Origin of the sequence: Enterobacter roggenkampii, assembly GCF_001729805.1 — a bacterium.
GTDB lineage: Bacteria > Pseudomonadota > Gammaproteobacteria > Enterobacterales > Enterobacteriaceae > Enterobacter > Enterobacter roggenkampii.
This window is the reverse complement of record NZ_CP017184.1, coordinates 738,425-763,739: the sequence shown is the minus strand read 5'-3', so window position 1 is coordinate 763,739 and position 25,315 is coordinate 738,425. Positions and strand designations below refer to the sequence as shown.

Genomic DNA, 25,315 nt, shown 5'->3' with positions numbered 1-25,315 from the left:
GCGCTTCACGCGCTGCGAGGGTTAAGCCTGGGCTGCCAGGCTCACTTCTTTTGCCACCCGTTCCGTCGCATCAGGGATAGCCGCCGCGCGCGCGCGTTCAGCCATCTCAAGCAATACGTCTCTGTTCCAGCCCGCCAGGGTGGTGGCGACCGCGTCGGCGGTAAATTGTGGCTGCTCAAAAATTTTCGCCGCACCGGCTTTCTCAAGCGGCAGGGCATTCCAGTACTGCTGTCTGTCTTTGTGCTGGAAAGGCACAAACAGGGCTGGCAGACCCGCGGCAGCGATTTCGCTTACCGTTAAGGCGCCAGAACGACAGACCACGACATCGGCCCAGGCATACGCTGCCGCCATGTCGTCGATAAATTCCGTCACGTTATGCTGCGGCTGCCCCGCCTCGGCGTAAGCCTGCTCAACGGTCTGCTGAGCGCCTTTTCCGCTCTGGTGCCAGATGGTGACGGCATCCCCCAGCTTTGCAGCAACCTGCGGCATCGTCTGGTTTAAAATGCGTGCCCCCTGAGAGCCACCGACGACCAGCACACGAACCGGCCCTTCACGGCCCGCCAGGCGAGCGTCCGGCAACGGCAGCGCCAGTACGTCCACACGGACCGGGTTACCTACCACGTCCGCTTTCGGGAACGCGCCGGGAAACGCCTGCATAACTTTGGTGGCGATTTTCGCCAGCCATTTGTTGGTCAGACCCGCAATACCGTTCTGCTCATGCAGGACGACGGGAATACCTAACGACCACGCTGCCAGCCCGCCCGGACCCGAGACATAGCCGCCCATGCCCAACACCACATCGGGCTTAAAGCGCTTCATAATGGTGCGCGCCTGACGCCAGGCGTTAAAAATGCGCACCGGAGCCAGCAGCATTGCCTTGAGACCTTTGCCGCGCAGGCCGGAAATACGAATAAAGTCGATCTCAATACCGTGTTTCGGTACCAGGTCGGCCTCCATGCGGTCTGCGGTTCCCAGCCAGCGTACCTGCCAGCCCTGATCCATTAAATGGTGCGCAACCGCCAGTCCCGGGAACACATGTCCGCCGGTACCGCCTGCCATCACCATTAACCGCTTCGGTTGATTCATCGTGAACCTCGTGTAAACGCCTGGGCTTTTTCCAGACGCGTTTCATAATCTATGCGCAACAACAGCATGATGGCCGTCGACATAATCAACAGACTGGAACCACCATAACTGATCAACGGCAACGTCAGACCTTTGGTCGGCAGCATACCCGCTGCGGCCCCGACGTTAACCAATGCCTGGAAACTAAACCAGATACCAATTGAGCAGGCCAGGAAGCCTGAGAAACGGTGATCGATCTCCAGCGCTTTCCGGCCGATGGACATGGCGCGGAAAGCGACGAAGAATACCATTAATAGCGCTAATACCACACCGATATAACCCAGTTCTTCCGCAATAATGGAGAAGATGAAGTCAGTATGCGCTTCCGGCAAATACTCCAGTTTCTGTACCGAGTTACCCAGCCCCTGTCCCCAGAGCTCACCACGACCAAAGGCCATGAGTGACTGCGTCAGCTGATAACCGCTGCCGAACGGGTCTTCCCACGGGTTCCAGAAAGAGGTCACGCGGCGAATACGGTAAGGCTCGGCGAGGATCAGCAGCACAACCGCTGAAATCCCCATCCCAATGATGGCGATGAACTGCCACAGCTTCGCGCCCGCCAGGAACAGCATGGCCAGCGTGGTCACAAACAGTACCACCACGGTACCGAGGTCAGGCTGCGCCAGCAGTAAGACCGCCAGCACCAGAATCACGCCCATCGGTTTTAAGAAGCCGCGCAGGTTGTTACGCACTTCATCTACTTTACGCACCAGGTAGTTCGCCAGGTAGCAGAACAGGGAGAGCTTGGTAAATTCCGCAGGCTGAATACGCAGCGGGCCAAAGGCGATCCAGCGTGATGCCCCGTTTACGGAGCTCCCCACCACCAGAACGATCAGCAGCATAATGATCGAGGCGATCAGCATCGCCGTACTGTGCCGCTGCCAGAACTCCATCGGTAGACGCAAGGTCACCAGCGCCAGGCAGAATGCCAGGATGATGTACAGACCATCACGTTTGGCAAACAGGAAAGGATCGTTCGCCAGACGCTGCCCGACGGGCATTGACGCTGACGTCACCATAATAAAGCCGACCGCCGCGAGCCCCATTGTGAGCCAGAACAGCGTGCGGTCGTACATGATCAGGCTGTCGTTATCTTTTTGACGAGAGCCCATCACCCAGCCTTTGAGCGCCGCAAACAACCACACCAGGATCCCAAATCCTGGCAGGCGCGGCATTTTCAGGCGAGGGAGAGATAAACGCATCAGCCTAACTCCTTCGCCAGGCGGGTAAAGACATCACCACGCTGTTCGAAATTCTTGAATTGATCCAGACTTGCACAGGCCGGAGAGAGCAGCACCATATCACCCGGCTTCACGCGAGGGGCAATCAGCCGCATCGCCTGTTCCATGGTTTCGGTTTGCTCGGCGATCTCAGGGCGCAGTTCAGCCAGCTCGCTGCCGTCACGGCCGAAGCAGTAGAGACGGATGTTATCGCCTGAGAGATACGGCTTCAGGGACGAGAAATCAGCAGACTTACCGTCGCCGCCCAGCAGCAGATGCAGGGTACCGTCAACGTGCAGCCCGTTCAGCGCGGCCTCCGTGCTGCCCACGTTGGTGGCTTTGGAGTCGTTGATCCAGCGCACGCCGTTGTGCTCCAGCGCCAGCTGGAAACGGTGCGCCAGGCCAGAAAACGTGGTTAACGCTTTCAGGCTCGAGGAGCGCGGCAGCCCCACGGCATCCGCCAGCGCCAGCGCCGCCAGCGCATTGGTATAGTTGTGCTGACCAGAGAGCTTCATCTCTTTCACGTTCAGCACTTTCTCACCTTTCACGCGCAGCCAGGTTTCACCCAGCTGGCGGTTCAGATGGTAATCCCCCATGGTGATGCCAAAACTGATGCAGCGCTCGTCTGCGCCACGCACCGGCATGGTCAGCGCATCATCGGCGTTCACCACGCAGACTTTGGCATTCTCATAAACGCGCAGCTTGGCGGCACGGTACTGCTGCAGACCAAAGGGATATCTGTCCATGTGATCTTCAGTCACGTTGAGGATCGTCGCAGCGGCAGCATGCAGGCTGGAGGTCGTTTCCAGCTGGAAGCTGGAAAGCTCGAGAACATACAGTTCACAGCCTTTGTCCAGCAGCATCAGAGCTGGCAAACCAATGTTACCGCCAACGCCGACGTTCATGCCCGCCGCTTTTGCCATTTCCCCCACCAGGGTGGTGACGGTGCTTTTACCGTTAGAACCGGTAATCGCGATAACGGGCGCCTGCGCTTCGCGGCAGAACAGCTCGATATCGCCAACAATCTCAACGCCTGCATCTGCGGCAGCGCTCAGGGAAGGATGCGCCAGCGCCATACCCGGGCTGGCGACAATCAGATCGGCTGCCAGCAGCCAGTCATCATTCAGACCACCCAGGTGGCGTTCAACCTGTTCCGGCAGCTTGTCCAGACCCGGCGGAGAGACACGCGTATCCATCACGCGCGGCGTCACGCCACGCGCGAGGAAAAAGTCCACGCAGGAGAGCCCCGTGAGGCCCAACCCGATGATAACGACTTTTTTGCCCTGGTAATCTGCCATGATTAACGTACCTTCAGCGTTGCCAGGCCAATCAGCACCAGCATCAGCGAAATAATCCAGAAGCGCACAATGACGCGCGGCTCCGGCCAGCCTTTCAGTTCATAGTGGTGGTGAATCGGCGCCATACGGAAGATGCGCTGACCGCGCAGCTTAAAGGAGCCGACCTGCAAAATCACCGACAGCGTCTCAACCACAAACACGCCGCCCATGATCACCAGCAGGAACTCCTGGCGCAGCAGCACGGCAATAATGCCCAGCGCGCCGCCCAAAGCCAGTGAACCGACGTCACCCATAAAGACCTGAGCCGGATAGGTGTTGAACCACAGGAAGCCAAGACCCGCGCCGACAATCGCCGTACAGACGATCACCAGTTCACCCGCATGACGCAGATAAGGGATGTGCAGGTAGTTCGCAAAGTTCATGTTACCGGTCGCCCACGCCACCAGCGCAAAACCGGCCGCCACGAAGACGGTAGGCATGATTGCCAGGCCATCCAGACCGTCGGTCAGGTTAACGGCGTTACCGGTGCCGACAATCACAAAGTACGCCAGCAGAATGTAGAACAGACCCAGTTGCGGCATTACGTCTTTAAAGAACGGCACGACCAGCTCGGTCGCTGGCGTGTCTTTCCCGGCAAGATACAGTGCGAAGGCCACGCCCAGCGCGATCACCGACATCCAGAAATACTTCCAGCGGGCAATCAGGCCTTTGGTATCTTTGCGGACGACTTTGCGGTAATCATCGACGAAACCGATGATCCCGTAACCCACCAGTACCGTCAGCACACACCAGACGTACGGGTTGGACGGGTACGCCCACAGCAGCACGGAAACGACGATGGCAGTCAGGATCATGATCCCGCCCATGGTCGGCGTACCGCGCTTGCTGAAGTGCGATTCCGGGCCGTCGTTACGCACAACCTGGCCGAAAGAGAGCTTTTGCAGACGGGCAATCATGCGCGGGCCCATCCACAACGAGATGAACAGCGCAGTCAGCAGGCTGACGATGGCGCGAAACGTCAGATATGAAAAGACGTTAAAGCCTGAGTAATATTTGACCAAATGTTCGGCCAGCCAAACTAACATGTCCCGTTCTCCTGTAATGCGTGCACAACCTCTTCCATGGCGGCACTGCGTGAACCTTTCACTAACACTGTCACAATTTGTTTTTCTGTCATTAATGCCTTAAGGCGCTCAATCAAGGCGGCTTTATCGGCAAAATGCTCGCCAACGCCGCTGGCCTGGCTAATCGCCTGGCTCAATTTTCCTGTGCTCAGTACACAGTCCAGCCTCGCCGCTTTCGCCGCTTCACCGACCTGGGTATGACAGGCTTCGCTTTCGTCGCCCAGTTCTGCCATGTCGCCAACCACCATGATGCGGTAGCCCGGCATTTCAGATAACACCTGCACCGCCGCCGTCATCGAGCCAACGTTCGCGTTGTAGGAGTCATCCAGCAGTAGCTTGTTTTCCGAAAGCTGAATCGGGAACAGGCGTCCCGGCACGGCTTTCAGGTTCGCCAGCCCGGCTTTGATTGCCGCATGTGAAGCGCCCACCGCCGTTGCCAGCGCCGCCGCCGCAAGGGCATTGGCGATGTTATGGCGACCCGGCAGCGGCAGCAGCACCTCCACGCCACCCGTTGGGGTAGTGAGGGTGAACTCGGTGCCGTGCGACGTCACATGGATATTGGTCGCCGTAAAATCACTGTTGGCCGCATTTGGTGAGAAGCGCCAGGTTTTACGCGCACCAATGATGCTCTGCCAGTTAAGCCAGTCGTTGTTATCGGCGTTCAGAATGGCAATACCGTTATCCGGCAGGCCGGTGTAAATTTCACCTTTCGCTTTCGCCACGCCTTCCAGCGAGCCAAAGCCTTCCAGGTGCGCAGCCGCGAGGTTATTCACCAGCGCCGCTTCCGGGCGAGTCAGGCTCACGGTCCAGGCGATTTCACCCTGGTGGTTTGCGCCTAACTCGATCACCGCATAGTCATGCTCTTTGGTCAGGCGAAGCAATGTCATCGGCACGCCGATGTCATTATTGAGGTTGCCCGCGGTAAAAAGCGTATTGCCGCACTGGCTGAGGATCGCCGCCGTCATCTCTTTCACTGACGTTTTGCCTGATGACCCTGTCAGCGCGACGACGCGAGCCGGCACCTGCTGACGAACCCAGGCAGCCAGCTCACCGAACGCGAGACGCGTATCTTTCACCACAACCTGCGGCAGATCGATATCAAGCTTGCGGCTGACCAGCAGCGCACCGGCGCCGTTCTCTTTGGCCTGCTCGGCAAAATCATGCGCGTCAAAACGCTCGCCTTTCAGCGCCACAAACAGACAGCCTGCGGTGACTTTACGGGTGTCCGTCGTCACGGCATCGATGGTCAGGTCTTGCCCGTGCAGGTCGCCGTGCAGTACTTCTGCGGCCTGGCTTAAGGAGAGGCTAATCATGCGACAACTCCCAGCAGGCGAGCTGCCGTTACGCGATCCGAGTAGTCCAGACGGCGATTGCCAACGATCTGATAATCTTCATGGCCTTTGCCCGCCAGCAGAACAACATCATTCTCCTGTGCCTGCATGATGGCGTTTGTCACGGCTTCAGCACGGCCTTCCACGACGCGCGCGCGGCCTGCGTCCAGCATACCCGCCAGAATGTCATTAATGATGGCGCGCGGCTCTTCCGTACGCGGGTTGTCATCGGTGACAACCGGAATATCCGCGAACTGTTCCGCAATCGCCCCCATCAGCGGGCGTTTGCCTTTGTCGCGATCGCCGCCGCAGCCAAACACGCACCAGAGCTTACCGGTACAGTGCAGGCGCGCCGCTTCCAGCGCTTTTTCCAGCGCATCCGGCGTGTGGGCATAATCAACCACAACGGTCGGCTTACCCGGCGCGCTAAATACTTCCATACGGCCACAAACCGGCTGCAGTCGCGCGGCGGTTTTCAGCAGTTCAGCCATCGGGTAACCCAGCGCCAGCAGCGTTGCCAGGGCCAGCAGTAGGTTGCTGACGTTAAACGCCCCCATCAGGCGGCTTTCAATTTCGCCTTCACCCCAGGAAGAGGCAAAGCGGATGGTCGCCCCGCTGTCGTGATAATTCACCTCAACCGCTTTCAGCCAGCGGCCGTGGCAGTTCGGATTGATATGGTCTTCCATCGAGACGGCAACTGCATCTGGCAGCTTCGCCAGCCAGCGGCGGCCCACTTCATCGTCGGCGTTGATGATGGCCTGACCGTAATGGTGAGTAGAGAACAGCAGCCATTTCGCGGCTTCGTAGTGCTCCATATCGCCATGATAATCAAGATGGTCGCGGCTCAGGTTGGTAAACACGGATGCAGCAAATTTCAGCGCCGCGACGCGGTGCTGTACCAGACCGTGCGAAGAGACCTCCATCGCGGCGAAGGTTGCGCCCTGCCCTGCCAGACCGGCAAGCACGTGCTGTACGTCAACCGCCGAGCCGGTGGTGTTTTCCGTCGGGCTCACTTTGCCCAGCAGACCGTTACCCACGGTTCCCATCACCGCACCGGTTTCACCCAGCAGCTGTGCCCACTGCGCCATCAGCTGCGTGGTGGTGGTTTTACCGTTCGTACCCGTTACGCCAACCAGACGCAGCTGGTCGGAAGGTTCGTGATAAAAACGTCCCGCCAGTGCGGAAAGACGTTCGTTTAACTGGCTGAGATAGATGACCGGCACGCCGTGCATTTCACGGATCTCACCGTCGGTTGCCTCATCTTTAGCCTCAGCAATAATGGCAGCCACACCTTGCGCAATCGCCTGCGGGATATAACGACGCCCGTCCGCCTGATGACCGACCACCGCCACAAAAAGATCGCCAGAAGCCGCTACGCGGCTGTCCAGAACCATCTCTCGCAGTGCTCGCTCCGGTGCATTTGGCACCCACGGAGCGAGAAGGTCGCGCAAATTACGATCTGCCACCTGTACCCTCGCCTTGATTAATTACAAATTCACTTTTTTCGCCCGTCGCCAGCGCATCCGGTTCAATGTTCATGGTGCGTAACACGCCGCCCATGATGGCCCCGAACACAGGCGCGGAGACGGCGCCGCCGTAGTATTTACCCGCCTGTGGATCGTTTATCACGACCACCAGCGCAAAACGCGGATTGCTTGCAGGCGCAACGCCTGCGGTATAGGCAATGTATTTGTTGATGTAGCGGCCGTCTGGCCCCACTTTTTTCGCTGTACCGGTTTTAATGGCGATACGATAGCCTTTAATCGCCGCCTTCACGCCGCCGCCGCCCGGCAGCGCCACGCTTTCCATCATGTGCACCACGGTACGAACGATAGATTCCGGGAAGATACGCTCGCCCGGGACCGGTGGATCAACTTTGGTAATCGACAGCGGGCGATAGACGCCATAGCTGCCAATCGTTGCGTAGACTCGCGCTAACTGTAACGGGGTTACCATTAGCCCGTAGCCGAAAGAGAAGGTGGCCCTCTCTATGTCAGACCACCGTTGTTTTTGAGGATATAAGCCACTGCGTTCTCCGACCAACCCCAAATTGGTCGCCTTTCCCAGTCCAAAACGTGAGTAAGTTTCTACTAACGCTGAGGACGGCATCGCTAACGCCAGCTTTGAAACACCGACGTTACTCGACTTCTGTAACACCCCGGTCAGGGTCAATTCGCTGTAGCGCGCCACGTCTTTTATCTCGTGGCCGTTAATACGGTATGGGACAGTGTTCAGGACCGTGTTTTCATTGACAATACCGCGCTGGAGCGCGGTCATCACCACCATCGGCTTCACCGTGGAGCCGGGTTCGAACACGTCGGTAATTGCCCGGTTACGCATGGCATCTTTTGCGGTGCCGGTAAAGTTGTTCGGGTTGTAGGACGGGCTGTTGGCCATCGCCAGCACTTCACCGGTGCTGACATCCACCAGCACGGCGCTGCCTGACTCCGCCTTGTTGAACGCCACCGCGTTGTTCAACTCGCGGTAGACCAGCGCCTGCAGGCGCTCGTCGATACTCAGGGCCAAGTTATGCGCTGCCTGACTGTCCGTGGAAGAGATATCTTCGATGACGCGCCCGTAACGGTCCTTACGCACGATTCGCTCGCCCGGCTGGCCGGTGAGCCACTTATCGAAGCTTTTCTCAACGCCCTCAATCCCCTGGCTGTCGACGTTGGTAAAGCCAATGAGGTGAGCGGTTACTTCGCCGGATGGGTAGTAACGGCGGGATTCTTCACGCAGATGAATACCCGGCAGCTTCAGTTTGCGAATGTAGTCCGCCATGTCAGGGTTAACCTGACGCGCCAGATAGATAAAACGTCCTTTCGGGTTCGCGTTAACGCGGGAAGCCAGCTGATCCAGCGGCATTTTCAGCGCATCAGACAGGGCTTTCCAGCGGTTATCAAGGGTAATGCCACCGGCGTCGTGCAGCTCTTTCGGATCGGCCCAGATCGCTTTCACCGGCACGCTCACCGCCAGCGGACGACCGGAGCGGTCGGTGATCATCCCGCGGGACGTGGAAACCTCCTGAACGCGCAGAGAGCGCATATCGCCCTGGCGTACCAGCATGTCAGGGGCGACGATTTGCAGCCAGGCCACGCGGCCCAGTAGAAAACCCAGCGCCAGTAAAATGCAGCCGCAAAGCAACGCAAAACGCCAACTGATAAAGTTGGCCTGTTCTTCCTGACGTTTTGGTTTTAGCGTTTTTGCCGCTGCTTTCATGCGTCGCGTTTTCCCTTATTTTTGTACTACGATATTTTCCTGTGAAGGATCAACATGCTGCAGCTGCAGCTTTTCCGTTGCGATCCGTTCAACCCGGCTGTGATCGCCGAGCGCGTTTTCTTCAAGGATCAGATTTCGCCATTCAATATCCAGCGCATCGCGTTCCAGTACCATCTGCTCGCGTTGCGCAGTCAATAAACGTGTGTGGTGGGCGGTGGTGACCACCGTCACAGCCGTGACAATGATGCAAATGAACAGACAGAGTGGCAGTTTCCCAAACCGCAAAAGATCGTCGCCGATCACGCCAGGCAAGGCATGGCGCTCGTTGCTTCCTAACGAATCCTTAACTTTGCTTAGGGTCTCTGTCACTCTGCCGATCATGCGTTCGTCCTCTCTGCAACACGCAGCACTGAACTACGGGCGCGTGGATTCTCTGCCACCTCTTCTTCGCCCGGCATCAACTTGCCTAATGCTCGCAACTGACGGCCACCCAGCTTCCTGAGTTGTTCTTCCGTCATCGGCAGCCCCGCGGGTACCTGTGGACCGCGGCTTTGTTCACGCATAAAGCGTTTAACAATACGGTCTTCCAGCGAATGGAAGCTGATGATGGATAACCGCCCACCCGGGGCCAGCACGTCGAGCGAGCTTTTTAGCGCCAGCTCTATTTCCTCCAGTTCACTGTTTACCCAGATGCGAACCGCCTGGAAGGTACGGGTCGCGGGATGTTTGTGCTTATCCTTCACCGGCGTTGCCGCCGCGATCACCTCGGCCAACTCTTTGGTGCGGGTCATCGGCTCAATGCGATTGCGCTCAACAATGGCGCGCGCAATACGTTTGCCAAAGCGCTCTTCGCCGAAGGTTTTGATGACCCATGCAATATCCGCTTCATCAGCGGTCTGTAACCACTCGGCGGCAGACTGGCCGCGAGTCGGGTCCATACGCATGTCCAGCGGACCATCGCGCATAAAGGAGAAACCGCGTTCAGCATCATCAAGTTGGGGTGAAGAGACGCCAAGATCGAGAAGAATCCCGTCGATCTTGCCCGTCAGGCCGCGCTCAGCCACATAGTCCGCGAGCGCAGAAAAAGGTCCATGCACGATGGAAAAGCGTGGGTCATTGATAGTCTGTGCAACGGCAATTGCCTGCGGATCGCGATCGATTGCCAGCAGACGCCCCTCCTCACCCAGTTGGGAGAGGATCAAACGCGAGTGACCACCGCGACCAAAAGTGCCATCAATGTAGATGCCATCCGGACGAATATTCAGGCCGTTAACGGCCTCGTCCAGTAACACCGTTTTATGTTTATAATTTTCCATCATATTTATAGAGACAAGTCCTGCAGCCGTTCCGATAATGTCGCGGAATCAGACTGCTCAGCGTCGATATCTTCCTTGACCTGTTGATACCAGGTCGTTTCATCCCACAGTTCAAATTTGTTGAACTGCCCGACCAGCATCACTTCTTTGGTCAGACCGGCATGTTGCCGTAACACAGGCGCGATCAGTAATCGCCCTGCGTTATCCATCTGACATTCACTGGCATGTCCCAATAACAACCGCTGCACGCGGCGTTCCTGCGGGTTCATGCTCGACAGTCGCGACAGCTTTTGCTCAATAATTTCCCATTCAGGCAGGGGGTAAAGCAGCAGGCAGGGGGAGTTAATGTCAATGGTGCAAACCATTTGACCCGCAGCGTTCTCAATCAGCTGGTCGCGGTATCGGGTTGGTACCGATAAACGCCCTTTACTGTCGAGATTGACTAACGTAGCTCCACGGAACATGCCAGTCTCACCCCTCCTCACCACTTTAACCCACAAATTCCCACCTAAAGGAGTTTACGGAGCGAGGGAAAAGCTTGTCAAGCCAGGACTCTCGGCATAAGGACTCGAAAGCCCTCTATTTACAGAGATAAACAGTCCTGGTTAATAACTGCACAACTGGCGAGGCAAAATTAACGTTATGAATATTTGTAAGAAAAAAACCGAATATGCACACTAGCGTTAAGGCTCACTCAATATCATCGCAGATAAATATAAAGTGTCAGTTTGCGACGCGGGCAGCATTTTATGACAGATTCTCAGGGGATGACAGCGCCAGATTCACTCAGGCGAGCGGTAAGCGCAGTGGTTATCGCGTAAGCTGTCAAAGGAAGAGGAAAAAACGTCTGAATATTCATCGACCGAAGAGGGTTTGTAACAAAATAATACAAAGAGTGCCGTTTAAAATCGCTGAGATGTTGTTTAAAGGGCAATTTAAAAGCCAAAATGAATAAAGAAAAATAGGCGATTATGATCTCCCAAGAATTATCCTAATTTCTCTCCGGGAATTATCTGCACGAATTATTGCAGCAAAAAGGGGCAGATTTCGCCGCCCCGGTCATTTCATTTTTGGCGGCTTAAAATTCCGCGATGGTAGAGATTACGTTTGATACGCGTCAGGCCCGGCTTCGGTTTGCGGGGTTCATCCAGACTTGCCAGCACAATCTCCAGCACGCGTTCAGCCACATCGCGATGGCGCTGTGCAACCGCCAGCACCGGGCACTGAAGGAAGTCGAGCAGCTCATTATCCCCGAACGTGGCAATCGCCAGATCGGAAGGCAGTTTACCTTCACGACGTAAGGTCACATCCATGACACCCTGCAAGAGCGCAAACGAGGTAGTGAACAGCGCCTGAGGCATCGGATGCGTTTCCAGCCATTTTTCGAACAGCTGCGCGGCGGCTTCACGTTCGTAGCTGTTGGCATAGAGGTAGTGAACCTCGCGCGGATCGTCTTTCCAGGCCGTTCTGAATCCCTGCTCGCGCAGGAAGCTCACGGAAAGTTCAGGCAGCGCGCCCAAATACAGTACCGTTTCCGCCGGGAACGTCCGCAGCTCTGCGGCCAGCATTTCGGCATCGTCCTGATCGGCACCCACCACGCTGGTGAAATGCTCGCGATCGAGGGCACGGTCAAGCGCAACGATCGGGAACGGATCATTCGCCCAGCGCTGGTAGAAAGGATGCTCCGGCGGTAAGGAGGTCGAAACAATAATGGCATCCACCTGGCGCTGAAGCAGATGTTCAATGCAGCGCATCTCGTTATCAGGCTGATCTTCCGAGCAGGCAATCAGCAGTTGATAGCCGCGCTGACGCGCCTGACGTTCAAGATAGTTGGCGATACGGGTATAGCTGGTGTTTTCCAGGTCCGGGATTACCAGACCAATAGAGCGGGTGCGCCCGGCGCGCAGACCGGCTGCGACAGCATTCGGATGGTAGTTATGTTCACGAACCACCGCCATAACTTTTTCAACGGTCTTGTCGCTGACACGGTACTGCTTTGCTTTACCGTTAATCACATAGCTGGCCGTTGTTCGTGACACGCCGGCTAGCCGGGCGATTTCATCCAGTTTCACAATTGCCCCTCAAAAAAAGAAAAGAGTCCATGGCCCTGTCAAGGTTATGGTTAAATCTTTTAACATCTAAACGCAGAAAAGCCTTCGCGGCAACCGCTTTTATCTGCGTTGTCGGCTGATTACGCAAAAAAAAGCCCGGCTTTGGTGACCGGGCAGAAAGAGGCGAACCTTTTTGACAACTAACGCATGATTTTCTCGCCGCGTGACAGACCCACAACCCCCGATCTCGCCACCTCGACAATTTTTGCGACATCCCGTACGGACGCCAGGAACGCATCCAGCTTGTCGCTCGTCCCGACCAGCTGAACGGTATAAAGAGAAGGCGTGACGTCGATAATCTGTCCGCGGAAAATATCCGCATTGCGTTTGACTTCTTCACGCCCGTAGCCGCTGGCCTGAATTTTCACCAGCATGACCTCACGTTCAACGTAGGCCCCTTGCCCCAGCTCGCTCACGCGCAGCACGTCGACCAGCTTATGCAGCTGTTTCTCAATCTGTTCAAGCACCTTAGCGTCGCCGACGGTTTGGATCGTCATGCGCGACAGCGTTGGGTCTTCCGTCGGGGCGACGGTCAGGCTTTCAATGTTATAACCGCGCTGCGCAAAAAGGCCAATGACGCGCGACAGTGCGCCAGACTCGTTTTCCAGTAAAACTGATAATATCCGGCGCATATCAGGTTCTCTCCGTTTTGCTTAACCACATTTCATCCATACCACCACCCCGAATATGCATCGGATAGACGTGCTCGGTTCCATCAACAATCACATCCATAAAGACGAGGCGGTTGTTTTTAACGTGCTCAAGCGCTTGTGCGAGCTTCGTTTCCAGCTCGGCCGGATCGGTTACCCGCATGCCAACATGGCCGTAAGCTTCAGCAAGACGAACAAAATCCGGCAGCGATTTCATGTATGACTGTGAGTGACGGCCAGAATAAATCATATCCTGCCACTGCTTCACCATGCCAAGGTAGCCGTTATTCAGGTTCAGCACGAGAACCGGCAGCTCATACTGCAGCGCGGTAGACAGTTCCTGAATGTTCATCTGGATACTACCGTCTCCGGTCACGCAGACGACGGTTTCATCCGGCAGCGCCAGCTTCACGCCCAGTGCGGCAGGCAGACCAAAGCCCATGGTGCCTAAGCCACCCGAGTTGATCCAGTGTCGCGGTTTATCAAACGGATAATACAGGGCAGCAAACATCTGATGCTGGCCCACGTCTGAGGTCACATACGCTTCACCTTTCGTCAGTCGCCACACCGCTTCGATGACCGCCTGCGGCTTAATGTTTTCGCTCTGCGTGTCATATTTCAGGCACTGACGCGCGCGCCACTGTTCAATCTGCTGCCACCAGTCGCGGATCTCATCCAGCGGCTGGGTCGCTTTCTCCTGGGCCAGCAGCTCCAGCATCTGTTCCAGAACCTGACGGGCATCACCGACGATCGGCACATCAGCCGACACCGTTTTAGAAATTGACGTCGGATCGATATCAATATGCAGCACGGTGGCATTCGGGCAATATTTCGCCAGGTTGTTGGTGGTACGATCGTCAAAACGCACACCGACGGCAAAGATCACATCGGAGTGATGCATCGTCATGTTGGCTTCATAGGTACCGTGCATACCCAGCATACCCAGCGCCTGGCGGTGGGTGGCGGGAAACGCCCCCAGCCCCATCAGCGACGACGCAACAGGAAGGTTGAGTTTTTCAATCAGTTCACGAAGCTGGGCTTCACAGGCTGCATTGATCGCTCCGCCCCCGACATAGACGACTGGTTTTTTGGCTGCCAGAAGCGTTTGCAACGCCCGCTTGATCTGACCTTTATGCCCCTGCGTTGTCGGGTTGTAAGAACGCATGCTCACCGATTCCGGCCAGACGTAAGGCAGCTTGTTTGCCGGGTTCAGAATGTCTTTAGGCAGATCGACCACCACCGGTCCCGGGCGTCCGCTTGCCGCCAGCCAGAAGGCTTTTTTCAGTACGCCGGGAATATCTTCGGTTTGCTTAACCAGGAAGCTGTGCTTCACCACGGGACGCGAAATCCCGACCATGTCGCACTCCTGAAAAGCATCGTAGCCAATCAGCGAGGTGGCTACCTGCCCGGAGAGGATCACCAGCGGGATAGAGTCCATATACGCCGTCGCAATGCCGGTAATGGCGTTTGTCGCGCCGGGGCCGGACGTGACCAGGACCACGCCCACTTCACCCGTCGCACGCGCCAGGCCGTCGGCCATATGTACGGCCGCCTGCTCGTGACGTACCAGAACATGGTCAATGCCCCCTACCGTATGGAGGGCATCATAAATATCGAGGACCGCGCCGCCAGGGTAGCCGAACACTTGCTTTACGCCCTGATCGATCAGCGACCGGACGACCATTTCCGCGCCAGACAACATCTCCATGCTTTGCCTCCAGGCATTTTGTTATAGACGGACTGCCGAATTCATTTCCGCACCGTCTTACGATTGGGATGAACCAATCTTATATTTTGCAGAGTGTTCTTTACCTTAACCGCTCGTTATGAGGCAGGCAATTAGCAAACCCGGGGAGATAAACGGTGCGTAAAGCAGAAAACGCAGCCGTTAACAGAAGATATGGTTAATTCCTCTGAGAATAGAGGACGGTGTGATAAATCATCGCTGAAAAGCAGGACAATGCAGGAAATCATCTATTTTTGCGTGCCGAAGAGCCGCCCGAAAAAAAGACTCACAGAACAAAATAGCAACTATCCAAAAAAACTCAGGATAAATCACATGATCCGATGCGATTTATCCCGATGCGTTTACCGGCGACAGATACCAACCAGCAACTCTTCCATCCACTGGTGTCCTTTATCCCGTCCGGCCGCTTCATGCCAGGAGAGATAACAGGTTCGGCTATTTAACTTGAGCGGCAGTGGCAAAATTTGCAGATTTAATGGGTCAGAAAACTCTTCTGCCAGCCAGCGCGGTGCAATCGCCACCAGCTGTGTCTGGGAGACCACGTTTAATACGCTGACCATGGCCATGCCCTGATAAGCCACGCAAGCCTGTTTATCCGCAGTGTCATACCACGGCAGGCTAAAGGAAGCATATCTGTCGAGAGCAACAACGGCGTGCTGTTCGTTATAAACATCGTGTTCTCGCAGCGGAGAATTCAGACGTGGGTGTTTTTTACTGGCGACGAGAACCATTTCATCTTTAAAGAGCGGTACGCAGGAAAATTCCGGACGACGGAACTCTTCATACCCCAGAACGAATTCGATCTCCTGATAGCGTAACTGATGTTCCGTGTTTTGATTCAGGGATGATTTAAAAACCAGATTGATATTTGGTGCGATTTCTTCGACTTTATTATAAATAATCGACGTTAAATAATTATCTAATGGACTGCAGACACAAAGATGGAATACGCGCTCGCTGCTCAAGGGTTCAAAGCCCGATCCCGGCAGCTCATTTTGCACCAACTGCAACGCCTGGCGGATGGAACCGAACAGCTGGAATGCGCGCGCCGTAGGCTGGATCCCCCTCCCGTAACGAACGAATAATTCGTCGTTAAACATGAGCTTGAGTCTGGCAACGGCATTACTCACAGCAGGTTGCGACATCCCCAACGCCTGGGCGGCACGGGTGATATTCTGTTCCTGCATGACCGCATCAAACACCGTCAGAAGATTAAGATCCACCGTGCGTAACTGCGGTTTAATCCCATCAGTAGCTTGAGGTTGTTTAATATTATTTTCTGGCACTTCTGACTCCACTGTCACGCTAAACTCCCTTTGCCAACGTACGCTAATCATCTCGAAAAATATGATTTATCATGCAAATACGATCAGCGAAAGAGAATTATTTAAAATTCAGAATATATAAAGACGCTATATAAACGAAAAGAAAATAGCGCAAATGATATGTTTGACTTTAGGATTGAAATGAAACCATAAACCAAACAAATACACAATGACCGCCAGGTTAATGATGACTTAAGTATTATTAAACTGTTATCGCCACCGCTCTGCAGTTAGTTAATAACATGTTATCTCTTTTCGTTTTTCAGCGAAGCGCAATAGATTCACCATAATTATAACTTAATGATATTAAAACCCTTTACGTACAGAACATTCTCAGTAACCCGCGTCACTCATTTGAAACAATTATATTTATTTGTTTCTGCAACTGTTTTCTTCAGTCCAAAATTAGACAATTAGTCGGGTCATAAAAGCCAAAACCAGCACAATTAGCTAAAGTAATTATCCTGCTGATTACGCCCGTCGGGCCCGTTTTTATCATCAGGGGTTGACATCAACTGGCGTATCCAGTACCACTAAAAGCATATTGAATTTAACGGAGCACGATTCATGATTCGCACCATTCGTTTCACCGGTCTACTACTACTAAACGCATCCACTGTGCGCGGTAGACTGGCGGGCGAAATTCAGCGTTGAATCGTCACCAGTAAGACTAAAAACCCGCGCCACTGCGCGGGTTTTTTTATGCTCGTAGCAAGGCGCCCTAAGACTGACAAGGACCTAACCCATGAGCCAGCAAGTCATTATTTTCGATACTACTTTACGTGACGGTGAACAGGCATTACAGGCAAGCCTGAGTGTAAAAGAGAAACTGCAGATCGCGCTGGCTCTCGAACGTATGGGTGTCGACGTGATGGAGGTGGGTTTCCCGGTCTCGTCTCCGGGCGATTTCGAATCCGTCCAGACTATCGCCCGCACCATTAAAAACAGCCGCGTGTGCGGTCTGGCACGCTGTGTTGAAAAAGATATCGACGTCGCGGCTGAGTCGCTGAAAGTGGCCGAAGCGTTCCGTATCCACACCTTTATTGCCACCTCACCCATGCACATCGCTACCAAGCTGCGCAGTACGCTGGATGAGGTGATTGAGCGCGCGGTATATATGGTGAAACGCGCACGCAACTACACCGATGACGTTGAATTCTCCTGTGAAGATGCGGGCCGCACGCCGATTGAAGATCTGGCCCGTGTGGTGGAAGCCGCCATCAATGCCGGCGCCAAAACCATCAACATTCCGGACACTGTCGGCTACACCATGCCGTTTGAGTTCGCCAATATCATCACCGGCCTGTATGACCGCGTACCGAACATTGATAAAGCGATTATCTCCGTCCACACCCACGATGATTTGGGTCTGGCCGTGGGCAATGCCATCGCAGCCGTCCACGCCGGCGCGCGTCAGGTAGAAGGCGCGATGAACGGTATCGGTGAACGCGCGGGCAACTGCTCGCTGGAAGAAGTGATCATGGCGATCAAAGTGCGCAAAGACATCATGGACGTGCACACCCGCATCCATCACAACGAGATCTGGCGCACCAGCCAGACCGTCAGCCAGATTTGCAACATGCCGATTCCGGCCAACAAAGCGATCGTCGGCACGGGTGCCTTCGCGCACTCCTCCGGTATTCACCAGGATGGCGTGCTGAAGAATCGTGAAAACTACGAAATTATGACCCCGGAATCCATTGGCCTGAATCAGGTCCAGTTGAACCTGACCTCCCGTTCCGGCCGTGCGGCGGTGAAGCACCGCATGGAAGAGATGGGTTATAAGGACAGCGATTACAACATGGATCAGCTGTACGACGCTTTCCTGAAGCTGGCCGATAAAAAAGGTCAGGTGTTCGACTACGACCTGGAAGCGCTGGCCTTTATTAACAAGCAGCAGGAAGAGCCAGAGCACTTCCGTCTGGATTACTTCAACGTGCAGTCCGGCTCCAGCGACATCGCCACTGCCTCGGTCAAGCTGGCCTGCGGTGATGAAATTAAGGCCGAAGCGGCGAACGGAAACGGCCCTGTGGATGCCATTTATCAGGCGATCAACCGCGTCACCGAGTACGACGTTGAGCTGGTGAAATATGACCTGACGGCCAAGGGCCACGGCAAAGATGCGCTGGGCCAGGTCGACATTGTTGTGAACCACAATGGCCGTCGTTTCCATGGCGTGGGCCTGGCGACCGATATCGTTGAATCCTCCGCGAAAGCGATGGTGCATGTGCTGAACAACATCTGGCGCGCCGCCGAAGTCGAAAAAGAGTTGCAACGCAAAGCTCAGAATAAAGAGAACAACAAGGAAACCGTGTAATGTCGAAGAATTACCATATTGCTGTGTTACCGGGCGACGGTATTGGCCCGGAAGTGATGGCACAGGCGCTGAAAGTACTGGAAGCCGTTCGCGCGCGTTTTGCGATGAAAATCACTACCAGCCACTACGATGTGGGCGGTATTGCGATTGATAACCACGGTACGCCACTGCCGAAAGCGACCGTGGAAGGCTGTGAAAATGCCGATGCCGTGCTGTTTGGTTCCGTCGGTGGCCCGAAGTGGGAACACCTGCCGCCTGCAGAGCAGCCAGAGCGCGGCGCGCTGCTGCCGCTGCGTAAACATTTCAAGCTGTTCAGCAACCTGCGTCCGGCGAAGCTGTATCAGGGCCTGGAAGAGTTCTGCCCGCTGCGCGCGGATATCGCCGCCAACGGCTTCGACATTCTGTGCGTGCGTGAACTGACCGGCGGGATCTATTTCGGTCAGCCAAAAGGGCGTGAAGGCAGCGGCCAGCATGAGAAGGCGTTCGACACTGAAGTGTATCACCGCTTCGAAATTGAACGTATCGCCCATATCGCCTTTGAGTCAGCGCGCAAGCGCCGCCATAAAGTGACCTCCATTGATAAAGCGAACGTGCTGCAGTCTTCCATCTTGTGGCGCGAGATCGTCAGCGAAGTCGCGAAGCAGTACCCGGACGTTGAGCTGTCGCACATGTACATCGACAACGCGACCATGCAGCTGATTAAAGATCCGTCCCAGTTTGACGTGCTGCTGTGCTCCAACCTGTTCGGCGACATTTTGTCAGACGAGTGCGCGATGATCACCGGCTCTATGGGCATGCTGCCATCCGCCAGCCTGAATGAAGAAGGTTTTGGCCTGTACGAGCCGGCAGGCGGTTCCGCGCCGGATATTGCGGGCAAAAACATCGCTAACCCGATTGCGCAGATCCTCTCTCTGGCCCTGCTGCTGCGCTACAGCCTGGATGCAGGCGATGCAGCAACCGCAATTGAAAATGCCATTAACCGGGCGTTAGAAGAAGGCGTTCGTACCGGTGATTTATCACGCGGCGCGGCGGCAGTCAGTACCGATGAAATGGGCGACATTATTGCCCGCTATGTCGCTGAAGGGGTGTAATCATGGCCAAAACGTTATACGAAAAATTGTTTGATGCGCACGTTGTCTACGAGGCACCAAACGAAACCCCACTGCTGTACATTGACCGTCATCTGGTACACGAAGTGACCTCTCCTCAGGCATTTGACGGCCTGCGCGCGCACAAGCGCCCGGTACGTCAGCCGGGTAAAACCTTCGCGACGATGGATCACAACGTTTCCACACAGACCAAAGACATTAATGCCTCGGGTGAGATGGCGCGTATCCAGATGCAGGAGCTGATCAAGAACTGCAACGAATTTGGCGTTGAGCTGTACGATCTGAACCACCCCTATCAGGGCATCGTTCACGTGATGGGGCCAGAGCAGGGAATTACCCTGCCGGGCATGACCATCGTCTGCGGCGACTCCCATACCGCAACCCACGGCGCGTTTGGCGCCCTGGCGTTCGGCATTGGCACGTCTGAAGTTGAACACGTGCTGGCGACGCAGACCCTGAAGCAGGGCCGCGCCAAAACGATGAAGATTGAAGTGAAGGGCAAAGCGGCACCTGGCATTACCGCGAAAGACATCGTGCTGGCGATCATCGGTAAAACCGGCAGCGCAGGCGGTACCGGCCACGTCGTTGAATTCTGCGGCGACGCGATTCAGGCGCTGAGCATGGAGGGTCGCATGACCCTGTGCAATATGGCCATTGAGATGGGTGCCAAAGCCGGTCTGGTCGCGCCAGATGAAACGACCTTCAACTATGTGAAGGGCCGTCTGCACGCGCCGAAGGGCCAGGATTTTGACGACGCGGTAGCGTACTGGAAAACCCTGAAAACCGACGACGGGGCAACGTTTGATACCGTTGTCACGCTGCAGGCAGAAGAGATTGCCCCTCAGGTGACCTGGGGAACCAACCCGGGCCAGGTAATTTCCGTCAACGACGCCATTCCCGATCCGGCCTCCTTCGCCGATCCGGTCGAGCGCGCCAGTGCGGAAAAAGCGCTGGCCTATATGGGGCTGAAACCCGGCGTACCGTTGACCGACGTGACCATTGATAAGGTATTTATCGGCTCCTGCACCAACTCCCGTATCGAAGATTTGCGTGCGGCGGCAGAGATTGCCAAAGGCCGTAAAGTCGCACCGGGCGTGCAGGCGCTGGTGGTTCCAGGCTCCGGTCCGGTGAAAGCCCAGGCGGAAGCCGAAGGTCTGGATAAGATCTTTATCGAAGCAGGATTCGAGTGGCGCCTGCCTGGCTGCTCCATGTGCCTGGCCATGAACAACGATCGCCTGAATCCGGGTGAGCGCTGTGCCTCCACCAGCAACCGTAACTTTGAAGGCCGTCAGGGCCGCGGTGGGCGTACCCATCTGGTCAGCCCGGCAATGGCCGCCGCTGCGGCAGTCACCGGCCATTTCGCCGACATTCGCAGCCTGAAATAAGGAGACAATCATGGCAGAGAAATTTACCCAACATACGGGCCGTGTTGTCCCGCTGGACGCCGCTAACGTTGATACAGACGCGATCATTCCTAAGCAGTTTTTGCAGAAGGTGACCCGCACCGGCTTTGGCGCGCACCTGTTCAACGACTGGCGTTTCCTGGACGATAAAGGCGAGGTGCCTAATCCGGAATTCGTTCTGAACTTCCCGGAGTACAAAGGCGCATCCATCCTGCTGGCGCGGGAAAACTTTGGCTGCGGCTCGTCGCGTGAACACGCCCCCTGGGCGTTGACAGACTACGGCTTTAAGGTGGTCATTGCCCCCAGCTTCGCGGATATCTTTTACGGCAACAGCTTCAACAACCAGTTGCTGCCGGTGACGCTGAGCGACGAACAGGTCGATGAATTGTTCGCGCTGGTTAAGGCAAATCCCGGCATGTCGTTTGAAGTGGATCTGGAAGCGGAAGTGGTGAAAGCCGGGGATAAAACCTACAGCTTCAGCATTGATGCCTTCCGCCGCCACTGCATGCTGAACGGTCTGGACAGCATTGGTTTGACGCTCCAGCACGAAGACGCCATCTCCGCGTACGAGAAAAAACAGCCTGCGTTTATGGGCTAAAGGCAATGGCCCGCAAAAAGCGGGCCATTGATTTGTTTTGTGAAGCCGCCTTCCAGAATCAGACATCCTTAACCCGGCAAGTCAGCCCAAGCGTAACCACCGAAATCGCGGCAATCATCCAGTAAACTGAGCCATGCCCGTAACTTTGCGCCAGCGCCCCCTGAATCACCCCCGCCAGGATCACTCCGGTCGAAATGCTGTTGGTAAAAAGCGTGGTCGCCGACCCGGCGCGGCCCGGCATTAAATCCTGGAACCAGAGCATGCCGATCCCGGCAACGATGCCAATAAACACAGCATTAAACAGCTGCAGCGCAAGCAGCGCTTCACGCGAATGGAAAAGGATCAGTCCCGCGTAAAACAGCACCCCGGCCGCCACGGCGACGATCATCATCCGACGCTTCCCAAAGCGCTTAACGTAGTAACCCGCCAGAATCATCGCCGGAATTTCCAGCCCGGCAGCGGTGCCCATTAAGATCCCCGCGAGCTTGTCCGGTAAGCCCAGATCGCTGCTGATCCACAGCGGCATGTCGATGATGTACATGGTGTTGCAGGTCCACATCAGCGTGGAGGCAATAAACAGCATGCGGACGTTTTTGTCCTGCCAGCCGCTCACCTGGGTGAGCGGTTTATCCGTTGTCTGTTCGACGCGCGCCACGGACGGCAGCGCAAAGGCTATCAGCGCCAGGCTGATGACAAAAATCCCGGCGGCGATGGAGAACATCGCGGTAAAGCCGTAGTTCAACGCCAGCATGAAGGCCAGCGGCGGGCCAATGACCCACGCCAGCGAGAGCTGGGCACGCATCACCGAGCTGAACATCACCACTTCCCGCGCCGAGCTATCCGCATATTCCCGGGCCAGCGCGAACAGCTGCGGCATGGCGGTGTTCGCCAGCGACGCCAGCAGCACGCCGCAGGTAATGAGCGTCAGGTAATGACGATTGAAAGCAAAGAGCAGCGCGTTGCCCACGGCCATGGCGCAGCAAAAGAGGATCAGCCTGCGGCGATCGCCCTGGCTGTCCGATCGCTTCGCCAGCGCGAGGCTGACCAGGATCCCGGCTATCGCGTTGACGGTATAAAACAGCCCCACCCAGAACGGCTGTGCCCCCACCTCGCGGCTGAGAAACAGGCTCAGCGTCGGCGCCTGCAGCGCTCCCGCCACGCCCATCATAAAGGCCACCAGCATAAAAGCGGCATACACGCCGTTCAGGCGTCGCCCCATCGTCATCAACCACAGCATGCGCAAGTCCTTGTGAAAGCGAATCGAAATTGGGTGAAAGAATAAACGAAAAAAGCCAGCAAAAACATTTTGCTGGCGGGTGATTAGCACCAATACTCAGTCACACATGATCGAGGCGAGTCAGCGAGAAGAGGCCGGTTTCGTAACGTCCCACTGCATCAGTTCTTCTAACATTTTCAGCCGTTGCTCTGCACACGGGCGGGCCAGCCAGGACGATCCTTTTGTCGCTGAAAAGTACTGCTGATAAAACTGACGTGCGGTAGACCTCTTCATCATTTACCTCCTCGCTTCATCGGGAAGCATTATTGGCCTAATATAGGGATTAATAAATTGCTGGTTTTTTGTCAGGAGTTCCTCTTTTATGCCTTCCGGTCGTCTGCAGCAACAATTTATCCGCCTCTGGCAGTGCTGCGAGGGGCAATCGCAGGAAACCACGCTCAACGAGCTGGCTGACCTGCTTAGCTGTTCCCGCCGCCATATGCGCACGCTGCTCAATACCATGCAGCAGCAGGGGTGGTTAAGCTGGGAAGCGGAGGCGGGACGCGGAAAACGCTCGCGGCTGACCTTTCTCTACACCGGGCTGGCATTGCAGCAGCAGCGTGCAGAAGACCTGCTCGAGCAGGACCGTATCGATCAGCTGGTCCAGCTGGTGGGCGACAAGGCCGCCGTGCGCCAGATGCTGGTCTCCCATCTCGGACGCAGTTTTCGTCAGGGCCGACACATTCTGCGGGTGCTCTACTACCGTCCGATGAAAAATCTGTTGCCCGGCACGGCGTTACGGCGTTCTGAAACCCACATGGCCCGACAAATCTTCAGCGGCCTGACGCGGATAAATGAGGAAAACGGGGAACTGGAGGCGGATATCGCGCACCACTGGCAACAGCTTTCCCCGCGCCACTGGCGCTTCTTCTTACGCCCGGGCATCCACTTTCACCACGGTCGCGAACTGGAGATGCACGACGTCATCGCCTCTCTGGAACGCGCCCGCAGGCTGCCGCTCTACTCGCATATTTCGCGCATCCACTCCCCCACGGCCTGGACGCTGGATATTGAGCTGTCGCAGCAGGACAAGTGGCTTCCCTGGCTGCTGGGCTATGTGCCCTCAATGATTTTGCCCGCCGAGTGGGAATCATTGAACAATTTTGCCAGCCAGCCGATTGGCACCGGGCCCTACTCCGTCTCCCGCAATAACAGCAACCAGCTGAAAATCCGCGCGTTCGATGACTACTTTGGCTATCGGGCGCTGATCGACGAAGTGAACGTGTGGGTATTGCCGGATCTCAATGAAGACCTGAGCTGCGGGCTGACGCTTGAAGGCCCCACCACCGGAGAAAAGGCCGTGGAGAGCCGCCTGGAGGAGGGCTGCTACTATCTCCTCTTTGACCGCCGCACCCACCGTGGGGCAAACCCGGCTGTCCGCAAGTGGATCAGCCACGTGCTGTCTCCTTCCAATCTTATCTACCATGCGGAAGAGCAATACCAGACATACTGGTTCCCGGCGTACGGCCTGCTTCCGCGCTGGCACCATGCCCGACCAACGCGCTGCGACAAACCCGCAGGGCTGGAGTCCATCACCCTGACCTACTACCGCGATCATGTTGAGCATCGTTTTATCGCGAGGATCATGACCCGCCTGCTGGCAGCGGAGGGAGTCAGGCTGGACATCAGGGAAGTGGACTATGACGAATGGCATCAGGGGGAAATCGCCAGCGATATCTGGCTCAACAGCGCTAACTTTACCCTGCCGCTCGATTTTTCCCTCTTCTCGCATTTGTATGAAGTCCCGCTGATCCAGCACTGCATCGACCGGGACTGGCAGCAGGATGCCGCCCTGTGGCGTGCGGGCGAGATGAATCTTGCCGTATGGTGCCAGCAGCTGCTGGCCGAACAGGCGATCGTCCCGCTGATCCACCACTGGCTGATGATCCAGGGCCAGCGCAGCATGCGCGGCCTGCGGATGAACACCCTGGGCTGGTTTGATTTTAAATCCGCCTGGTTTGCGCCCCCGGAGCCATAACGCTTTCGTAATATTCACCAAATCATTACAATAGCGCCGTTCTCAACGGGGTGCTGCATCACAGATGTGCGCTGAGATAATACCCGTCGAACCTGATCCGGATAACGCCGGCGAAGGGATTTGAGGCTGTCGCTCAAAATCCTTTGCCACTCAACCCTGAGGTGCAAA

Annotated in this window: 22 protein-coding genes and 1 riboswitch; of the genes, 6 read left to right on the top strand and 16 right to left on the bottom strand. The window is 55.9% G+C overall.

What is annotated here, in order from left to right; translation table 11 throughout:
* Positions 1–21: 21 nt before the first annotated feature.
* From murG to leuO, 14 genes are all read right to left on the bottom strand, one after another.
* Positions 22–1,086, bottom strand: a complete 1,065-nt coding sequence (gene murG / locus BFV67_RS03500) for an undecaprenyldiphospho-muramoylpentapeptide beta-N-acetylglucosaminyltransferase (RefSeq protein WP_021240525.1) — start codon at positions 1,084–1,086, stop codon at positions 22–24.
* Positions 1,083–2,327: a cell division protein FtsW gene (gene ftsW / locus BFV67_RS03495; RefSeq protein ID WP_008501983.1), complete on the bottom strand. Its 1,245-nt coding sequence runs from the start codon at positions 2,325–2,327 to the stop codon at positions 1,083–1,085. The genes murG and ftsW overlap by 4 nt, the downstream gene beginning before the upstream one ends.
* Positions 2,327–3,643 carry a UDP-N-acetylmuramoyl-L-alanine--D-glutamate ligase gene (murD, locus tag BFV67_RS03490; RefSeq protein ID WP_023345434.1) on the bottom strand — a complete coding sequence of 439 codons (1,317 nt, stop codon included), beginning with the start codon at positions 3,641–3,643 and terminating at the stop codon, positions 2,327–2,329. Before murD ends, ftsW begins: the two co-directional genes overlap by 1 nt.
* A gap of 2 nt (positions 3,644–3,645) precedes the next feature.
* A complete protein-coding gene (gene mraY, locus BFV67_RS03485) occupies positions 3,646–4,728 on the bottom strand; it encodes a phospho-N-acetylmuramoyl-pentapeptide-transferase (protein WP_008501985.1) in 1,083 nt (360 codons plus the stop codon).
* Positions 4,722–6,080 (bottom strand): UDP-N-acetylmuramoyl-tripeptide--D-alanyl-D-alanine ligase, encoded by a 1,359-nt coding sequence (murF, locus tag BFV67_RS03480; protein ID WP_023326693.1) that lies wholly within the window; start codon positions 6,078–6,080, stop codon positions 4,722–4,724. Before murF ends, mraY begins: the two co-directional genes overlap by 7 nt.
* A complete protein-coding gene (gene murE, locus BFV67_RS03475; protein ID WP_023326692.1) occupies positions 6,077–7,564 on the bottom strand; it encodes a UDP-N-acetylmuramoyl-L-alanyl-D-glutamate--2,6-diaminopimelate ligase in 1,488 nt (495 codons plus the stop codon). The genes murF and murE overlap by 4 nt, the downstream gene beginning before the upstream one ends.
* Positions 7,551–9,317 carry a peptidoglycan glycosyltransferase FtsI gene (locus tag BFV67_RS03470; RefSeq protein WP_008501988.1) on the bottom strand — a complete coding sequence of 589 codons (1,767 nt, stop codon included), beginning with the start codon at positions 9,315–9,317 and terminating at the stop codon, positions 7,551–7,553. Before BFV67_RS03470 ends, murE begins: the two co-directional genes overlap by 14 nt.
* Positions 9,318–9,332: 15 nt before the next feature.
* A complete protein-coding gene (gene ftsL / locus BFV67_RS03465) occupies positions 9,333–9,698 on the bottom strand; it encodes a cell division protein FtsL (protein ID WP_008501989.1) in 366 nt (121 codons plus the stop codon).
* Entirely contained in the window at positions 9,695–10,636 is a 942-nt protein-coding gene (gene rsmH / locus BFV67_RS03460) for a 16S rRNA (cytosine(1402)-N(4))-methyltransferase RsmH (RefSeq protein ID WP_021240527.1), read from the bottom strand. The genes ftsL and rsmH overlap by 4 nt, the downstream gene beginning before the upstream one ends.
* A 2-nt stretch (positions 10,637–10,638) precedes the next feature.
* Positions 10,639–11,097 carry a division/cell wall cluster transcriptional repressor MraZ gene (gene mraZ / locus BFV67_RS03455; RefSeq protein WP_021240528.1) on the bottom strand — a complete coding sequence of 153 codons (459 nt, stop codon included), beginning with the start codon at positions 11,095–11,097 and terminating at the stop codon, positions 10,639–10,641.
* A gap of 600 nt (positions 11,098–11,697) precedes the next feature.
* Entirely contained in the window at positions 11,698–12,705 is a 1,008-nt protein-coding gene (gene cra / locus BFV67_RS03450; RefSeq protein WP_008501993.1) for a catabolite repressor/activator, read from the bottom strand.
* A 179-nt stretch (positions 12,706–12,884) separates the two neighbouring features.
* On the bottom strand, positions 12,885–13,376 hold the full coding sequence (gene ilvN / locus BFV67_RS03445) for an acetolactate synthase small subunit (RefSeq protein ID WP_008501994.1): 492 nt from the start codon (positions 13,374–13,376) through the stop codon (positions 12,885–12,887).
* 1 nt (position 13,377) lies between these two features.
* Positions 13,378–15,102, bottom strand: a complete 1,725-nt coding sequence (gene ilvI, locus BFV67_RS03440) for an acetolactate synthase 3 large subunit (RefSeq protein ID WP_008501995.1) — start codon at positions 15,100–15,102, stop codon at positions 13,378–13,380.
* A 380-nt stretch (positions 15,103–15,482) separates the two neighbouring features.
* Complete coding sequence (gene leuO, locus BFV67_RS03435) at positions 15,483–16,427, bottom strand: transcriptional regulator LeuO (protein ID WP_025912169.1); 945 nt, start codon at positions 16,425–16,427, stop codon at positions 15,483–15,485.
* 606 nt (positions 16,428–17,033) lie between these two features.
* Here leuO and leuL point away from each other — a divergent pair.
* The 5 genes from leuL to leuD all read left to right on the top strand — a co-directional run bounded on the left by leuL (position 17,034) and on the right by leuD (position 21,893).
* Positions 17,034–17,120 (top strand): leu operon leader peptide, encoded by an 87-nt coding sequence (gene leuL / locus BFV67_RS24855; protein ID WP_071530973.1) that lies wholly within the window; start codon positions 17,034–17,036, stop codon positions 17,118–17,120.
* 91 nt (positions 17,121–17,211) lie between these two features.
* Positions 17,212–18,783: a 2-isopropylmalate synthase gene (leuA, locus tag BFV67_RS03430; RefSeq protein ID WP_069597876.1), complete on the top strand. Its 1,572-nt coding sequence runs from the start codon at positions 17,212–17,214 to the stop codon at positions 18,781–18,783.
* Positions 18,783–19,874, top strand: coding sequence for a 3-isopropylmalate dehydrogenase (leuB, locus tag BFV67_RS03425; protein ID WP_021240531.1), 1,092 nt, complete (start codon positions 18,783–18,785; stop codon positions 19,872–19,874). Before leuA ends, leuB begins: the two co-directional genes overlap by 1 nt.
* A 2-nt stretch (positions 19,875–19,876) precedes the next feature.
* On the top strand, positions 19,877–21,277 hold the full coding sequence (leuC, locus tag BFV67_RS03420; protein ID WP_008501999.1) for a 3-isopropylmalate dehydratase large subunit: 1,401 nt from the start codon (positions 19,877–19,879) through the stop codon (positions 21,275–21,277).
* A gap of 10 nt (positions 21,278–21,287) precedes the next feature.
* Complete coding sequence (gene leuD, locus BFV67_RS03415; protein WP_023616037.1) at positions 21,288–21,893, top strand: 3-isopropylmalate dehydratase small subunit; 606 nt, start codon at positions 21,288–21,290, stop codon at positions 21,891–21,893.
* A gap of 58 nt (positions 21,894–21,951) precedes the next feature.
* Here the strand turns inward: leuD and BFV67_RS03410 are convergent, their stop codons facing one another.
* Both BFV67_RS03410 and sgrT read right to left on the bottom strand, forming a co-directional pair.
* Positions 21,952–23,130, bottom strand: coding sequence for a sugar efflux transporter (locus tag BFV67_RS03410; protein ID WP_025912167.1), 1,179 nt, complete (start codon positions 23,128–23,130; stop codon positions 21,952–21,954).
* 120 nt (positions 23,131–23,250) lie between these two features.
* Positions 23,251–23,403 carry a glucose uptake inhibitor SgrT gene (gene sgrT, locus BFV67_RS03405; RefSeq protein WP_008502002.1) on the bottom strand — a complete coding sequence of 51 codons (153 nt, stop codon included), beginning with the start codon at positions 23,401–23,403 and terminating at the stop codon, positions 23,251–23,253.
* An 88-nt stretch (positions 23,404–23,491) separates the two neighbouring features.
* On the opposite strand from sgrT, the gene sgrR reads away from it, so the two are divergent.
* Entirely contained in the window at positions 23,492–25,147 is a 1,656-nt protein-coding gene (gene sgrR / locus BFV67_RS03400; protein WP_025912166.1) for an HTH-type transcriptional regulator SgrR, read from the top strand.
* A 36-nt stretch (positions 25,148–25,183) separates the two neighbouring features.
* A riboswitch (TPP riboswitch) is annotated at positions 25,184–25,284 on the top strand.
* The last annotated feature ends 31 nt before the right edge of the window (positions 25,285–25,315 follow it).

Coding starts and splice junctions, on each gene's coding strand:
- murF (WP_023326693.1), bottom strand. CDS start 6,080: ATGATTAGCCTCTCCTTAAGCCAGGCCGCAGAAGTACTGCACGGCGAC.
- leuD (WP_023616037.1), top strand. CDS start 21,288: ATGGCAGAGAAATTTACCCAACATACGGGCCGTGTTGTCCCGCTGGAC.
- leuC (WP_008501999.1), top strand. CDS start 19,877: ATGGCCAAAACGTTATACGAAAAATTGTTTGATGCGCACGTTGTCTAC.
- murG (WP_021240525.1), bottom strand. CDS start 1,086: ATGAATCAACCGAAGCGGTTAATGGTGATGGCAGGCGGTACCGGCGGA.
- murD (WP_023345434.1), bottom strand. CDS start 3,643: ATGGCAGATTACCAGGGCAAAAAAGTCGTTATCATCGGGTTGGGCCTC.
- ilvI (WP_008501995.1), bottom strand. CDS start 15,102: ATGGAGATGTTGTCTGGCGCGGAAATGGTCGTCCGGTCGCTGATCGAT.
- ftsW (WP_008501983.1), bottom strand. CDS start 2,327: ATGCGTTTATCTCTCCCTCGCCTGAAAATGCCGCGCCTGCCAGGATTT.
- mraY (WP_008501985.1), bottom strand. CDS start 4,728: ATGTTAGTTTGGCTGGCCGAACATTTGGTCAAATATTACTCAGGCTTT.
- leuL (WP_071530973.1), top strand. CDS start 17,034: ATGATTCGCACCATTCGTTTCACCGGTCTACTACTACTAAACGCATCC.
- mraZ (WP_021240528.1), bottom strand. CDS start 11,097: ATGTTCCGTGGAGCTACGTTAGTCAATCTCGACAGTAAAGGGCGTTTA.
- sgrR (WP_025912166.1), top strand. CDS start 23,492: ATGCCTTCCGGTCGTCTGCAGCAACAATTTATCCGCCTCTGGCAGTGC.
- leuA (WP_069597876.1), top strand. CDS start 17,212: ATGAGCCAGCAAGTCATTATTTTCGATACTACTTTACGTGACGGTGAA.
- BFV67_RS03470 (WP_008501988.1), bottom strand. CDS start 9,317: ATGAAAGCAGCGGCAAAAACGCTAAAACCAAAACGTCAGGAAGAACAG.
- BFV67_RS03410 (WP_025912167.1), bottom strand. CDS start 23,130: ATGCTGTGGTTGATGACGATGGGGCGACGCCTGAACGGCGTGTATGCC.
- ilvN (WP_008501994.1), bottom strand. CDS start 13,376: ATGCGCCGGATATTATCAGTTTTACTGGAAAACGAGTCTGGCGCACTG.
- rsmH (WP_021240527.1), bottom strand. CDS start 10,636: ATGATGGAAAATTATAAACATAAAACGGTGTTACTGGACGAGGCCGTT.
- sgrT (WP_008502002.1), bottom strand. CDS start 23,403: ATGAAGAGGTCTACCGCACGTCAGTTTTATCAGCAGTACTTTTCAGCG.
- ftsL (WP_008501989.1), bottom strand. CDS start 9,698: ATGATCGGCAGAGTGACAGAGACCCTAAGCAAAGTTAAGGATTCGTTA.
- leuB (WP_021240531.1), top strand. CDS start 18,783: ATGTCGAAGAATTACCATATTGCTGTGTTACCGGGCGACGGTATTGGC.